At 61.6% G+C, this 15,121-nt stretch carries 12 protein-coding genes; 7 read left to right on the forward strand and 5 right to left on the reverse strand.

Annotated features, from left to right (window positions below; translation table 11 throughout):
• Window positions 1–160: 160 nt before the first annotated feature.
• A complete protein-coding gene (locus HK22_RS04935; RefSeq protein WP_086648540.1) occupies window positions 161–970 on the forward strand; it encodes a folate-binding protein YgfZ in 810 nt (269 codons plus the stop codon).
• 12 nt (window positions 971–982) lie between these two features.
• Window positions 983–1,393, forward strand: a complete 411-nt coding sequence (gene hisI / locus HK22_RS04940; RefSeq protein WP_062030248.1) for a phosphoribosyl-AMP cyclohydrolase — start codon at window positions 983–985, stop codon at window positions 1,391–1,393.
• Here the strand turns inward: hisI and HK22_RS04945 are convergent.
• Genes HK22_RS04945 through HK22_RS04955 form a run of 3 tightly spaced genes read right to left on the reverse strand, consistent with a single transcriptional unit; the run spans window position 1,381 to window position 4,135 of the window.
• Window positions 1,381–2,145 (reverse strand): ribonuclease T2 family protein, encoded by a 765-nt coding sequence (locus HK22_RS04945; protein WP_086648541.1) that lies wholly within the window; start codon window positions 2,143–2,145, stop codon window positions 1,381–1,383. The genes hisI and HK22_RS04945 overlap by 13 nt on opposite strands.
• Window positions 2,142–3,017 (reverse strand): S-formylglutathione hydrolase, encoded by an 876-nt coding sequence (fghA, locus tag HK22_RS04950; RefSeq protein WP_198945483.1) that lies wholly within the window; start codon window positions 3,015–3,017, stop codon window positions 2,142–2,144. The genes HK22_RS04945 and fghA overlap by 4 nt, the downstream gene beginning before the upstream one ends.
• Window positions 3,018–3,019: 2 nt before the next feature.
• Window positions 3,020–4,135 (reverse strand): S-(hydroxymethyl)glutathione dehydrogenase/class III alcohol dehydrogenase, encoded by a 1,116-nt coding sequence (locus HK22_RS04955; protein WP_086648542.1) that lies wholly within the window; start codon window positions 4,133–4,135, stop codon window positions 3,020–3,022.
• A gap of 181 nt (window positions 4,136–4,316) precedes the next feature.
• On the opposite strand from HK22_RS04955, the gene HK22_RS04960 reads away from it, so the two are divergent.
• The 5 genes from HK22_RS04960 to HK22_RS04980 all read left to right on the forward strand — a co-directional run bounded on the left by HK22_RS04960 (window position 4,317) and on the right by HK22_RS04980 (window position 8,881).
• Window positions 4,317–5,192 (forward strand): bestrophin family protein, encoded by an 876-nt coding sequence (locus HK22_RS04960; protein ID WP_077802540.1) that lies wholly within the window; start codon window positions 4,317–4,319, stop codon window positions 5,190–5,192.
• 88 nt (window positions 5,193–5,280) lie between these two features.
• Entirely contained in the window at window positions 5,281–5,868 is a 588-nt protein-coding gene (locus HK22_RS04965; protein ID WP_062110371.1) for a CarD family transcriptional regulator, read from the forward strand.
• Window positions 5,869–6,041: 173 nt separating this feature from the next.
• Window positions 6,042–6,842 (forward strand): SDR family NAD(P)-dependent oxidoreductase, encoded by an 801-nt coding sequence (locus HK22_RS04970; RefSeq protein WP_062030257.1) that lies wholly within the window; start codon window positions 6,042–6,044, stop codon window positions 6,840–6,842.
• Window positions 6,843–6,847: 5 nt separating this feature from the next.
• On the forward strand, window positions 6,848–7,228 hold the full coding sequence (locus HK22_RS04975) for a response regulator (RefSeq protein WP_086648543.1): 381 nt from the start codon (window positions 6,848–6,850) through the stop codon (window positions 7,226–7,228).
• A 9-nt stretch (window positions 7,229–7,237) separates the two neighbouring features.
• Window positions 7,238–8,881 carry a peptide transporter gene (locus tag HK22_RS04980; protein WP_233142407.1) on the forward strand — a complete coding sequence of 548 codons (1,644 nt, stop codon included), beginning with the start codon at window positions 7,238–7,240 and terminating at the stop codon, window positions 8,879–8,881.
• On the opposite strand, the gene HK22_RS04985 is transcribed toward HK22_RS04980, so the two are convergent.
• Both HK22_RS04985 and HK22_RS04990 read right to left on the reverse strand, forming a co-directional pair.
• On the reverse strand, window positions 8,875–13,020 hold the full coding sequence (locus HK22_RS04985) for a translocation/assembly module TamB domain-containing protein (RefSeq protein ID WP_086648544.1): 4,146 nt from the start codon (window positions 13,018–13,020) through the stop codon (window positions 8,875–8,877). The two genes, HK22_RS04980 and HK22_RS04985, sit on opposite strands and share 7 nt — an antisense overlap.
• Window positions 13,020–15,116: an autotransporter assembly complex family protein gene (locus HK22_RS04990; RefSeq protein WP_086648564.1), complete on the reverse strand. Its 2,097-nt coding sequence runs from the start codon at window positions 15,114–15,116 to the stop codon at window positions 13,020–13,022. The genes HK22_RS04985 and HK22_RS04990 overlap by 1 nt, the downstream gene beginning before the upstream one ends.
• Window positions 15,117–15,121: the final 5 nt, after the last annotated feature.

Genomic DNA, 15,121 nt, shown 5'->3' on the forward strand with positions numbered 1-15,121 from the left:
TATTGCGAGACCGCAACCCGCCGTCACGGACTGAAACAGCCCCATTCCCGAAAATACCCTCACTTTCCCGAACTGGCGGTTTACAGGGTTCGTCGTTATGGTCAGACGTTTTTCCGGCAGGATGGTTTTGCTGGAAGCTGTCGGAACTGCGGTCTGTCCTATGAATCACTCTCTGTCCCACCGCGCCGTCCTGTCCTTCACAGGGGCGGACCGGACCAGCTTTCTTCAGGGCCTCATCACCAATGACGCCCACGCCCTCACGCCCGCGACCTCTGTCTGGAGTGCGCTTCTGACGCCGCAGGGCCGCTGGCTGAGCGAATTTTTTCTTTATGACGCATCCGACCGCATTCTGATGGATTGTGCGGACGACCATGCCGACATGCTCGTCAAACGCCTCTCCCGCTTCCGTCTCCGCGCGGACGTGCAGATCGAAAAAACAGATCTGCACGTGGTCACTGGCGCAGAGAACCGACCCTTTCCGCCTGATGCGATCACGCATGCCCCGGACCCGCGCTGTGATGGCGCGGGCTGGCGGGCCATCGTGACCGGAACCGGGCAAGGCGGTGAAACACCTGTCGAATTTCTGGAGCGCCGCCTCACGCTGGGCCTGCCGGACGTGATGGATTTCGAAAGCGAGCAGACACTGGCGCTTGAAGCGGACATGGACCTTCTGAACGGCGTCTCATGGAAAAAAGGCTGCTACATGGGGCAGGAACTGACCGCCCGCACCCATTACCGTGGCCTTGTCAAACGTCGCCTGTTGCCCGTTGGCCTGTCGGACGGAACGTTTTCCGATGAAGGCGGAACGATCATCGCGGGAGAGCGCGAGGTTGGAGACATCCGTTCCCGCAGCGGCAACCGGGCGCTCGCTATACTGCGGCGGGACGCATGGTCGTCCCCCGAACTGACCTGCAACGGACAACCGCTTTCTGTCGTCTGGCCCGCCTGGTTCCCACCGGAAATGCGTTGAGGAGATGCGTTCGTGACCTATATTGCCCCTGCTCCGTCCACTGTCGATGACATCATCGCTCAAGTGAAATTTGATGCGAACGGCCTGATTTCAGCCCTTGCGCAGGCGCCGGACGGCGTGGTGCTGATGCTCGCCTGGATGAACGCGGACGCCCTGCGCGAGACGCTTCTGACCGGTCGCGTCTGTTACTGGTCGCGCAGCCGCCAGAAGCTCTGGCGCAAGGGCGAGACCTCGGGCCAGCAGCAGAAACTGATCGAAGCGCGGCTCGACTGTGACATGGACGCCGTTCTCATGATCGTCGATCAGACCGGCGTGGCCTGTCACACCGGTCGCCGGAGCTGTTTCTATCACGGCGTCACGCCGGACGGGCTGCGTGACACGTCGCAGCCCGAAATCAGCGCCGAAGAGCTTTACGGCCGCTGAGCAGCCTGACCCGACAGGGTCCAGCCCGGCACGAGGAACGTAGCCGGGCAGCCGTTCTGATCGTCCGGTGAAGACAGATAAGCGCCCTCATACGGGAAGCGCGACAGCTTCTTCGGGTCCAGCGTGAACCAGAGCTGCGTCAGGACCATCTGTCCGTTATGCGCGGGCTCGCAGCGGACCTGAAGAGCGCGGCTGTCCCGGACATTCATCAGACGCGCGAAAGTGGCCAGCATGTCATCGCGGTTGACCTGAAAGCCCACCTGTTGCGACAGCCACAGTCCGAATGCCGACGCTGCAAGCCGGTCCCGCATCTGCATGGACGTGACGAAAAAATGGTCTGCATCATAGCCAAAGCAACGGGCATGCTTGGTATATTCATGCACGTAAAGCGGCTTTTTCAGATGTGGCACGACGCCCCGCAGTGCCTCCACCGTCGTTGGCAGAAGCTGCGGCGGGGTGTCGTTATGGTCATAGAGATCGCAACCTTTCGACCACCATTCCTGCACGGGCACACCCTGCGCTTCCAGACTGTGCGGTTCTGAAGCCCACAGCCCGTGCAAACCGATCGAGATCCGATGCGTCTGGTCCCACTCGCACCCGCCACCGGTGGCGCAGAACCCCGGCTGCCAGGTCAGAGCAAGAGTATCGTGCCGGAAATCGGTATGGGCCGTGGGCGTGAGCGAAGGCCCCATCGGAACCTGCGAGACGCAGCCTCCCAGCAGGAAAAGAGCAACAAGAACGGAACGCTTCACGCGGATAGCCCCCTGGCATGATGGGTCAGATGGTCCGCAATGAAACTCTGCACGAACCAGTAGGAATGGTCATAGGCGGCATGGCGACGCAGTTCGAGAGCCTGTTTGCCCTCTTTCGCGGCCCCCTCCAGAGCGTCGGGGCACAGATCCGCCAGATACTGGTCCATCAGCCCCTGATCAACGAGGATAGTGGAAGGATGTGTGTGCCCTGACCGCAGAAGCAGCGTGGGATCGCAGCTCTGCCATTTCGCCGGATCGCCGCCGAAATACGCATCGAACGCCTTCTGGCCCCACGGAATCGTGCTCGGATGGCAGATCGGTGCTAAGGCCGAAACCGTCTTCCAGCGATCAGGATATTTCAGCGCCTGAATCAGTGCGCCCATTCCGCCCATGGAATGCCCCATGATGCCGCGTCGGGCGCCATCCAGCGCATAAAGCCGCTCGGTCAGCGCGGGCAGTTCCTCGCCGACATAGGTTTCCATACGATAGTGACGGCTCCACGGAGCGGACGTGGCGTCGATATAAAACCCTGCCCCCGACCCCAGATCGTAGACATCATCCTCACCTTCGATCCCCGTATGGCGTGGGGAGGTGTCGGGAGCGACCAGCGCGATACCGTGTTCGGCGGCAAAACGCAGGGCATTGGCCTTGATGAGGAACGTCTCCTGCGTGGCCGTCAGTCCGGCGAGCACATGAATGACTGGAACTTTCTGCCCCGCCAACGCCTCTTTCGGTAGAAACACTCCAAACGTTGCAGGCACGCCGAGCGCATCCGAATGATGCCGCACGAACCGCAGGGAGCCGTCGAAACAGGCGTGATGCGCCAGAACCTCGAGACCCGGAACGTCGCCCGACGCTTTAACATCCGCCATGCTCAGTACTCCACGACGGTACGGATACTCTCGCCGCGGCTCATCATGTCGAAGCCGAGATTGATGTCAGCCAGCTTCAGCTTGTGCGTGATGAGAGAGTCGATGTTGATCCGGCCGTCCATGTACCAGTCCACGATTTTCGGCACATCGGTCCGCCCGCGCGCGCCACCAAAGGCCGAGCCGATCCAGCGGCGTCCCGTCACGAGCTGGAACGGCCGCGTGCTGATTTCCTGTCCGGCACCGGCGACACCAATGACGCACGACACGCCCCAGCCGCGATGCGCGCTCTCCAGCGCCTGACGCATCAGGGTCGGATTACCCACACACTCGAACGTGTAGTCCAGACCACCGCCCGTCATCTCGATCAGATGTCCGACGAGATCGTCGTTCGGACCCAGTTCTTTCGGGTTTACAAAGTCCGTCATGCCGAACTGGCGCGCAATCGCCTCGCGCTCGGGGTTGATGTCGATGCCGATGATCCGGTTCGCCCCGACCATTTTGGCACCCTGAATGACATTGAGTCCGATGCCACCGAGTCCGAAAACGCCAACCGTCGCTCCGGCCTCGACCTGAGCCGTAAACAGCACTGCCCCGATACCCGTCGTCACGCCGCATCCGATGTAACAGACCTTGTCGAATGGCGCGTCAGAACGGATTTTCGCCAGTGCAATCTCCGGTAGCACCGTAAAATTCGCGAAGGTCGAGCAGCCCATATAGTGATGGATCGGCTGTCCCTTGTAAGAGAAACGGGAAGTGCCATCCGGCATCAGCCCCTTGCCCTGCGTACTGCGGATGGCCGTGCACAGATTGGTCTTGCGTGACAGGCAGGACGGACATTCCCGGCATTCCGGCGTATAAAGCGGAATAACGTGATCGCCGGGCTTGAGGTGTTTCACCCCGGCACCGACTTCACGAACGATGCCCGCTCCTTCATGGCCGAGAATGGCGGGGAACAGCCCTTCAGGGTCCTGACCGGAGAGTGTGTACTTGTCGGTATGACACAGTCCCGTAGCCATAATTTCGACCAGAACTTCCCCGTCACGCGGGCCTTCAAGCTGAACCGTGTCGATTTCCAGCGGCCGACCGGCCTCGAACGCAATGGCTGCGGTCACGTCCATAACATCACTCTCCTCTGAAACGGTGGAAACAGGGTGTCGTATCGGAGGGGCTGGCGGCAAGAGGCTGCTGCAAAAGAAAGTAAAAAGACAGACACCCTTTGCTGTTGGCCGGGAAGCGGGTTCGCCGCTACGCTTGCCGGGGACTTGTCTGCATATTCCGCCCATCCGAGGAGACAGCCGTTTGATCGTCAACCGTCCACATGGACTGGCCATTCTTTTCCGGGAATCCCTTCCACCACTCATCATCCTGACCCTTTGGGATTTCGTGGTGGTCATCCTGTTCCAGATCTATCATCAGGACTGGATGGAACAGCCCTCGCTGCCGATTTCCCTGATGGGTACGGCGCTGGCCATCTTCCTGAGCATGCGCAACAACGCGGCCTATAACCGCTGGTGGGAAGGCCGTACCCTGTGGGGCGCGATCACCAACAACTGCCGCTCCTTCGGTCGTGAAGCCGCAACGCTTCTGGGAGGGCGCCCGGACCTGGCCCGCGCCATGGCCGCGTATCCGCACGTCCTGCGCGCGGCCCTCAGGGGCGATCCGCCCAATGAAGACATAAAGCGTCTCCTGTCACCCGAGTTGTACGAGAAGGTCTTTTCCTGCTCGAACACCGCCAACATGCTGCTCTACCAGATCGGCCTTGGTGTGCGGGATGAAGTGGAACTCAAGGGAATCGACGGCGCTGTTCATGGCACGGTGGACCGCATTCTTTCGGACATCGCCAATGCTCAGGGCGGCCTTGAGCGCATCAAGAACACGCCCCTTCCCGCGCAGTATTCCATGCTCCCCGAAATCGCGACACATCTGTTCTGCATCATCCTGCCCCTGTCGGCCGTGCAGACCCTCGGCTGGATCACGCCGCTGGGGTCGAGCATCATCGGCATGCTGTTCCAGATGCTCGACCGGAGCGGCCGTGATCTTCAGGAGCCGTTTACAAAGAGCGTTCACGCTCTTCCCATGCTCACCATGGCCCGCACGATCGAGCGCGACCTGCTCCAGCCGATCGGCGAGACACCGCTCCCGGCCATTCAGGCCAGCAACGGCGTCCAGCCCTGAGGCAGCGCTGGAAAAGCGTTACAGCAAAAAGGGCAGCCCCTGCGATCGGACAAGACAGCAGGGGGTTTTTCTGCTATGAACCAAGCCTATGAACACGTTCAAAAGCCCCCAGAAGGGCGGCATGACCGATGAAATGGCTCGTGTCGCAGCCAACAACACGGCCCGTCAGACCGACCCGGAACACGAAACCGACCCGTTCCACGAAGGTGACTCCATTGTTTACGCCGCCCATGGCGTGGGACGCGTGGACAAGATCGGCATGGTTGATGTCGCCGATACCGTCATCGAGATGATCCAGATCTCGTTCCCTGGCAACCAGATGACCCTGCGTATTCCACTGGCCAAGGCCCGCAAGGCCGGCCTGCGCAAGATCGTCACGCGGGATATCGTCGACAAGGCGATGACCGTCATCAAGGGCAAGCCGCATGTCAGCAAGGGCATGTGGGCCCGTCGCGCCGTGGCCTATCAGGAAAAGATCAACTCCGGTGACCTGATCCAGATTGCCGAAGTGCTGCGTGACCTGCGCCGCAATGTTGACAGCCTCGATGGCAGTTTCTCGGAGCGCAAACTGTTCGAAGCCGCGCAGGAGCGCTTCGTGGCCGAGGTTGCGGTTCTGGAAAACGTCGATCCGGCGCAGGTTCTGGAAAATCTGACCAAGACGATGAAGGCCGCCTGAAACACGGTCTGCGACAGGGTTTGAAAAGCCCGCGCTTCTTCAATATGGATCAGGGTGTGGTTTTCTTCGCATCCCGGGCAGGGTCTTTCGCGTTGGCGACACGAAAGACCTTCTCCGTGACGCGTTTTCAGTCACCGTTTCAAACCTGCATTCCAGAGGAGAGGTGAGGCCACATGCCTGCCCCTTACAAAGACCGTTTCGCCGGCAAGAAAGTCCTCGTCACCGGGGCATCCCAGGGAATTGGCGAGGCCACCGCGCTTCGTTTTGCCGAAGAAGGCGCGCAGGTCGCCCTCAACGGCCGCAAGGAAGACAAGCTGATCGCCGTCCGCGACAAGCTGCCCAAGGTTTCTGGCGGAGAACACCCGATCGCCACGGGTGACATTTCCAAAGAAGACGACGTCAAACGCCTGGTCGCCGACAGCATCAAGGCCATGGGTGGTCTGGACGTTCTGGTCTGCAACGCAGGCTATCAGATCCCGTCTCCTTCCGAAGACATCAAGCTCGAAGATTTTGAAGGTGTGATGGCGGTCAACGTCACAGGTGTGATGCTGCCGTGCCGCGAAGTCATCCGCTACTGGCTGGAAAATGGCATCGAGGGCGCGATCATCGTGAACTCCTCCGTTCACCAGATCATCCCCAAACCGCATTATCTTGGCTATTCTGCCTCCAAAGGTGCTGTTGGCAACATCGTCCGGACGCTGGCGCTGGAATATGCCGGTCGTGGTATCCGGGTGAATGCTGTGGCACCAGGCGCCATCGTAACGCCGATCAACATGTCGTGGATCAACGATCCGAAACAGTACAAGGCCGTTTCAAGCCATATCCCGATGAAGCGTCCCGGTGAAAGCCGCGAAATCGCGGATGCCATCACCTTCCTTGCCGCCGAGGACAGCACCTACATCACGGGCCAGACCCTGTATGTTGACGGTGGCCTGACCCTCTACGGCGACTTTGAAAAGAACTGGTCCTCGTAATCCAGATGCCTTCTTCCCTGACCGTCCTGCTGATCGAAGACGATTTCCTCATCCGGACCTGTCTGGCGGAATTCCTGCTGGACAACGGCCTGACAGTCAGGGAAGCGGATCATTGTGCCGAGGCGCGCGCCATCATCGACGCGGAGCCGAAGCTCGATGCCCTTGTGGCTGACATGACCCTTCCGGACGGGGACGGCATGACCCTTGTCCATCCGGCCCGCCAACGCTGGCCGGCCCTCCCGGTCATTTATATCAGCGGCCATGGAGATCTGCGCCGGGGCGAAACCTCCGGTGACCCGGCCCGGGACCGTTTCATCTCAAAGCCTTATACGCTAGCCAGTATTCTGGAGGCTCTTGAGGACATGACATCAGCGGCCTCGGACTAGGAGATCCACATGTCCGACAGTCTGGACAGACCCGTCCTCGAAAAGTCATCCCCGAAGATCGAGGACATCCAGTCTGACCCGCCGGACCGCCTGAAACGGGCACAGGACGCCATGATGCGTGGCGCCCCGGAAGAAGCACTTGCCATAGCGCGCCCTACCCCTGATGGAACGCCCGAAATTCCGGCCCTGCATTATGTTCGGGCGCGGGCATATTTTCATCTTCGCCGCTATCAGGACTGCGCGGTTGAGCTTGAGCGGGCCAGCACAAATGCAGGGCCTCATGCCATCTCCCTACTGCTGAACGAGGCCGTCTCCATACGGCGGCGGGACGATCTTCTCCCGCTCCTGAAGATCTGTCGCAAACGCAAACCCGACGATTTCCGCCTGATGAACGCCGGGGCGGCGGTGCTGATCCAGCTTGCGCGGTTTGATGAGGCCGAACTTCTTCTGCGCCTGAGCCTGCAACGCTGCCCCGAAGAGCCCAATACCCTTAATCTGCTCGCCTTGCTCCTGACGGAAACGGGTCGCTTCGAAGGCGCGCTTTCGGTCATGGCCGGTCTGCGAGACGCGGATCCGCAGGACTGGGAGCCGCTCTGCAACATGGCCTGTATCCTCAGCAGCATGGGCCGGATGGAGGAAGCCGCCAATCTGTACCGACAGGCTGTCCCGATGGCGCCCCAGAACGCCCGCCTGCGTCTGAACCATTCCATCACCATGCTCAAGAGCGGCCGCATGGCGCAGGGCTGGGTCGAGCATGAATGGCGTTTCGGACTGCCCGGCCATACCAGCATGCCGCTGGATCGCCTCCTGCCTAACATTTCTCCATCACTGGACCTGAGGGGCAAGCGCGTTCTCATCACGCAGGAGGAAGGTCTGGGCGATACGCTTATGTATCTGCGCTACATCCCGCCCCTCGCCCGCACGGGCGCCATCATTCATATCTGGGGCACGGAAACGCTGGCTGCGATCTGCGAACGCGTGGCCGGGGTTTCGGAAGTGCAGTTCGGTGGTGAGACGCCCGACTATGACTATCACTGCCCGTTCATCAGCCTGCCCCGCGCCTTTTCGGGAACGCCGGACGCAATGGGAGCGCCCGTCCCCTATCTCAGCGCCGATCGCCGGAAGGCCGAAGCATGGCGCCAGCGGTTTCAGGACGATCACAAGCTGAGGGTCGGGCTGGTCTGGGCCGGTGCCGCACGCCCCGAAGATACGGCGGCTCTTATGGTGGATCGTCAGCGCTCCATGCCGCTCTCGGAGCTTGCACCTCTGGCAGGGATCGAAGGTGCGAGCTTCTATTCCCTTCAGAAAGATACACCGGCCGAACAGATCCCGGATTTTCCGGCCCCGCTGGTGAACGTTATGCCAGATTGTCATACGATGGACGACACGGCGGCCCTAATGGTGAACCTCGACATCATCGTCTCGGTCGATACGTCAGCCGTTCATCTGGCCGGAGGGCTGGGCAAGCCCGTCATCATGATGGACCGCATCAACAACTGCTGGCGCTGGCTGCACGGACGGGATGACACCCCCTGGTATCCACAGATGCGGATCGTCCGCCAGACCCGGTTTCAGGACTGGTCGGACGTCGTGCAACGGGTCAAGCGGCTTCTCGAAGACGCCGTCGCTGCCCGGAGACCCGGACCTCAGTAACTGTAGCCGTAGGACAGGCCGATGCTCGACCCCGGATCGTTTTCCGGCGTCGTAAAGCCCGTGACCTGCCCCCCGGTTCCGACCGTCGTATTGAATTTCAGCCGTTTCGTCAGGTCGATCTGTACCTGAGCCTGCGTGCCCGAGCCGGATGTCGCCTGTTTGGCACCAACATAGACGCCCTTCATGACGTATTTTCCCGCCTCGACACTGGTGCCCCCATTGTCGACACCACTGCCCCCGCCGACCGCCAGACGATCCAGTCCCAGCAGATTCTGAACCTTGCTCAGCGGATCAAATGCGGAGCCACCCGCAAGCTGCACCACCGCTGCGCCCAGCTCCGCAAGCTGCGTCGTGGACAGCGAATGCGTGTCTGTTCCGAACAGCAGGATAGACAGGACCTGATCGCGCGGCAGGCTGGGTGAGGAGACGAAATCGAGCTTCGGCGCACTGGCATAACCCGTCACCAGAAGGCTTGCGAGCGTGCCGCTGGCATTGCGGTCCGCCCGGAAATCCAGCGTCGGATCGAGCTTGTGGTTTACGCCCGAGCCGTTGAACGCCACCCGCCCGTTCGTGAAGTTGAGGTTGATCCCGCCCAGATTGAAATTGCCGCGCTTGAGATCGAAGCCTCCGCTGATCAGAGGCTCCGCACTCGTGCCGCGCACCCGCAACCTTCCCTGCATTTCGGCGAACACACCGTGACCGCGCACGAAAAACTCGCCGGGCGAGATCACGTCCACGCCCAGTCCGATGACCAGGCTCGATCCCGTCCCGGAAGCCGGCTTCTGCCCCGGACGGATTACGTCGAGCTGGGGCACCGAGGCGGGCATGGAATTCGGAATATTGACTGTCGCGTTGGGAATATTGACTTTCCCGTCCACATCCAGCCGTGTCGTGGCCTGACCGTGGATATGCAGATCGGTATTGATCGTGGCAGTCAGCAGTTCGCTGGATACAGGACGGGCCTTGTCGGATGTGATGTGCAGATCAACGGGAAGGTCGGGCCGGAAGGCTCCGACAGTGCCGTCGAGCGTGATCGTGCCAGGCCCTGCATGGGCGATGATGTGGTTGACGTTGATCGTATCCCCCGAGGCAACGAGTGCCCCGTTGATCCGGCTGAGATGCACGCCCTGCGCATAGTTGTCGAAAGAGGCGTTCTCCAGCCCGATCTGGCCTGATGCCCGCGGCTGCGCGGCTGTTCCTGCGACGTTGAGGTTGATGCCGATTTTCCCGGCCACAGCCATGCCGTTCGCGCCCAGAACAGCATTTGCAACCGACAGATCAACATGACCCGTGGTGGCTAGGGCGATCGCACCCGTTTTGGAAAGCGGCGCCGTTCCGTGGACGGCCAGCGCGACGGACGGGCCTGCACCAAACGTTGCATCCACCTTCGCGGAATGTCCCGCAAGGCCGAGATTCGCCAGAATCTGCGCCGCTGGAAGGGATGCCGCCGGACCGGTCTTCATCCGCAGATCACGCCCGTTCAGCGAGACCGTTCCGGTCGGAGCATCCAGCGTGCCGCCCAGTTTCGCCGCAAGCGAGATCGTACCGGTGGCTGACAGATCCGGCGCGAAAGGTTTTGCGATGGCGGGTGTGAGGTGATCCAGACGCGCCGTGAGTGCGAGTGCGGGCTTGAACGTGCCCGCAATATCGACCGTTGCGGGCGCTACACCCTGAGGTGCGAGGGTCGCCACCAGATGATCCACACCCATCGTATCGCCAAACGACACCACCGCAGGGCGGCTCAGACGCAGGCTCTCTCCCTTGACCAGAGCCGCCAGTCGCCCGAGGCGCACCGTCTTTTCGGGGACGTTCAGGACAAGTGCGGTGTCGATATTGGCCGGGGCATCCATCACGTTCTGGAAGGCCGCGTTCAGCGCGACGGCCATCGCGGTCTGGGGCCCCTTGATTGTGGCATGTGCCCTGCCCGTCATGGCCTGATAGCGCAGCCCGGCGAGATCCAGCACCAGCGAGGGTTCGGGCGCATCAATCGGGTTCGCGATGCTTCCACTGACCTTGAGAGACTGGACGGCGGCCTGCGCCATCCCCAGCATTCCGTCCAGTCCGAGCTTCACGACAGGCGGCGCGCCCTCGGTCTCCGTCGTGTGCAGTCCCAGCGTCAGATGGCCGGAAATCGCCTGCCCGATCAGGCGGCGGAAATCGCCCAGATTGCGGATCGAGACGTCTAGATCGCCGAGCGGCACTTTCGCCCCTTTGGGGAGGCGCAGCTTCCCTTTCCCACTCAGGCTGTTCCAGTCCAGCGTGTTGAGATCCAGATGATACACACCCGCGTCATCCTGCTGAAACGCGGTATCAAGCACCAGCGGCGCATGATCGAGCGTCCCCTTGGCCGTCAGCACGCCTGCCGGATGAGACGGCAGATGCTGGACATCGGCATGAAGCGCCACTGGGCCTTTCACCACGTCTTTCGTGCCGAATTCCCCGCTCAGATCGGCCTTGACCGCCAGATCGTCGGTTGGACCATCGGCCGTGGCCGTCAGCGTCGTGTTGCCAAGGATGGCCGGGCTGGCCTTTGCAAGGTCCGGAAGCTGAACAGAAGCCTTCGTCTGCATCCGGTTGCCATGCGCCATGTCGATCACGGACGACACCAGCAGATGCAGCGCCGCCCCATCCAGCGCGAAGCTTTTCAGCGTCAGGATATTGGCCGGAGATTTCGCCAGATCGAGCGAGAATGTGCCATTTTTTCCGACCAGATTCAGGGCCTGTGGCTGCCCGCCCGTGATCGCAAGCGTTCCCGTGCTTTTCAGCGTCAGGTCATCCTGTCTTGTCACCGGCATGGCAAAATCGGCATGCAGCCCGGCTGTACCACTCAGATCCGTACTGCCCATCGCCGCCAGCGGGTGCAGATCCGGCAAAGCAAGATCCAGCTGGCCTTTCGCAGCCGGCTTCAGATCCGCCGTTGCGCTCGCGTGCAGAAGCGGATGATCCAGCTTCGCTACAACCGGGACGGAGGCCGCGAGCGGATGTGCCAGAACGTCCAGCGTCAGCGGCGCGGACGCCAGAAGCGTGGGCTGTGAACCCGGAATGCGCAGCCCATCCAGCACAGCCGCCAGATGGGCGGTCGTGTCCTCAGGCCGTGTGCCTTCCACACCGTCAAACCGGGCATGCAGATGCCCGATCCCGGCCCCTGCTGCGGTCAGGGCGTCGATATCCAGCACCCCCTGACCGTTCGGCGCCATGAGCGGACCATGCAGATCCGTGTCCAGCGCGATGCTGTTCCACACAATGCCCGGACGCAGTGTCATGGACGGCGCATACGCCTTCACATGCAGGTCCGCGGTCATGCTCAGCAGGTTCATCGTTCCGCTGGCGACGGCCTTCACTGGCCCCGCACCCAGACCGAAATCCAGCACCGCCGCCGTGCGCGGTCCGTTGAGATTCAGATGCAGATCTAGCGGATCAAGCTGCGGCATCTGGCCCAGGGTGGTGGCGAAGCCGTTTTCACCTTCCTGATATCGCACGCCTAACGCGATACGATCCTTGGGCGTCTGGACATTGATGGCCAGATTTGCCGGCTGATCCAGTCGCTTCAGGGCCAGTGCGATGTCCATGACCGGTAGCGTGCGCATCGTCACACCGTCCAGAAACGGCGCGATGCTGTGGATATGGGCGTGTCCGTCCGCCAAGAAGACGGTCGGGGTGACAGTATAATCCGGGCTGACTTCCAGCCGCCCGACATGCAGCGATGCCAGATCGACCCGCAGATGCAGCTTTGAGGGCGCGGTACTGGCGGGTGTCGGCTGCGCGGGTGTGGTGTCCGGAGACGACACCATCTTGCGCAGAACGGCCACACGTGATGCGCTCAGACTGGTAATTTTCGCGTCCAGATGCAGCAGCGACAGCGGCGACCAGCGCAGGTCCGCGTTGTCCAGTTCGATCCAGGGGCCTTTCTCATCCTTGATGAGGAGTTTCGTTACCGCGAGATGTTGCGGCAAAAAGCCCGAAAGCCCCGAAATCTCGACCATGCCCCCTGTCAGCGGGCCAATCTTCCGCTCGATCAGCCGCTGGCCGGCCGACAGGTTGATCCCGATCAGAACCCCCGTGACCGCCACGGCCACCAGCCCCGCAGGGACGATGACCAGACCGGCCGCGACACGGAGAAGAACTTTGCGAACCCGCATCAGAACGTCTCCCCGAGGCCGAAATACAGTTCCCATTTATCGCCCTGCGGCGGCCGGTTCATCGGGAGCGCCACGTCCACGCGGATCGGACCGATCGGCGTGAAATATCGTACGCCCCCACCATATCCGACCCGGAGCGTTCCCTGCCCCGGCCGTGATCCCGTCCCGACCTGCCCGGCATCCACAAAGCCGGCAAAACCCAGATTCATTGGTAGACGCTGACGGAATTCGACACTCCCCGCATCCATGGACGTCCCGCCGATCGCATATTTTGTGCGGCCGTATTGCGGCCCCACGCCCTGATAGCGGAAGCCGCGCACCGTTGCCGGGCCACCGGCATAGAGCCGCTGATCGGGCGGGATCTGATAGGTCGACGCGCCCTGCACGGAGCCGACGATGCCTCTGACCGCAATCACGCTGCGACCGGGTCTGGAAATCCCGAGATGGTGCAGATCGAAATAGGTCGAAGCCTGTGCGGAGAGAAGCGTGAAGAACGTCGATCCGCTTTCCAGCGATTCCGAGGGGGTGATGGACAGCGACGCCCGCACGCCGTGCGTGGCCGGGTCGATCGGATTGGACAGGCGCGTATTATCGAATGTCGCGTTCAAAGGCGCTGCGACAATGAAATAACTGCGTGTGTCGCCGAACTGTTTGATCTGTTCCTGCTCGCCCATCAGGCTGCCCGAGAGGTTCCAGTATTTCCCCACATGCCGGTTCAACCCGGCCCGCGCGATGATGGCGGTCTGGTGGTACGAATAGAGAAGCTGACGCACCCCTTCGAGGCGCACGCTCAGGTTCTGTCCCTTCGACAGGAAATCCGGCTTCATGAAATCCGCATAGACATCATAGCCCAGCCCCTGTTGTGCGGAGCCGCCAAGCCCCGTGACCAGAGCCGTCAGTTTCAGCTGTTCGGCATCACCGAACAGATTGTGATGCGTCCAGCTTGCGCCCAAACGGCCGCCGAGATCGGTCGAATATCCGACTTCGGCCGACAGCGTCCGCCGCTTGGCCTCCTTGAAGCTGAATTCGATGGGCATGGCCTGAAGAATACCCGGCATCAGGGTGCGGCCGGGCGGCAGGGTAATGATGGGCGGGGCATTGCGAACCTGCACGGACGCGAACACCCCCGTACTCACCAGATCCTGACGCGCGGCCTCGATCCGTGACGGACGATACAGCTCGCCTTCCTTGAGTTCCAGCCGGTTGCGCAGGAAGCTCTGGTTGGTGTGAACCAGCCCCGTCATCCCGATCGGACCGATCACGACCCGCGGCCCGCGCTGGACGCGGAACACGATGTCGAGTTTCTGTGCCTGAGGTTCCAGATAGGCCAGGGGCGTCGAGACGCTTGCGGTCGCGTAGCCGTCTTCCTGAAGCTGGTTGAGCAGCGTGTTCTGTGCGGCCAGCACGGTTTCCGCCACCGCAGGCTGCCCAGCAGAGAGGTTGAACGCCTTGCGCTCATCCGGCGTGAGACTGACGGGCCGGGACTGCTCGACGGCCTGTGCGAACGTTACCGGGGCAGTCGCCGCAGGCGTTGGCATCTGAGTGTCTTTGGACGCGGGAGCCTTCGCGGTGGGGGTCTTTGCAGCAGGGGTCTTTACGACCGGAGCTGCTGCGTCAACCTTTTCGGGCGGTGCAAGCAGCGCGATGCTTCCCAGACTGAAGCGCGGCCCGAGCGTGGTGGAAATCGTGATGGCGACTTTCTGGTTTTTCTCCAGCGCCTTGAGAACATCCGGCAGGGAGGGATCCTTACCGTCCACGAGCCGCGTCCCGACCTTGACGCTGATCTGCACGGAGCCTGCATAATATCCCTGCGATTCCAGCGCGATATTCACACGGTCATAATCGCTGCGGATGCGCCCGGCGAGCGCATAGGCTCCGACGGAGTGGGACGTCTGGAGCGACTGAAGCTGGGACGATGCGCTGATCGCGGCATCCAGCTCCGGATGCTTCGTCGGTGTCAGAGTTACGGTATAGGGAATGGCGGGATCGGAGGTGCCATCCGAAACCGGCTGAGCGGTCGCAGGTGCTTTGGATGCCTTCGCATGCAGGGGCACCGGCGCGCAGAACACCGTTACGACACCCAGCATGCAGGACATCGAAG

Source organism: Gluconobacter sp. DsW_056 (assembly GCF_002153595.1).
Lineage (GTDB): Bacteria > Pseudomonadota > Alphaproteobacteria > Acetobacterales > Acetobacteraceae > Gluconobacter > Gluconobacter albidus.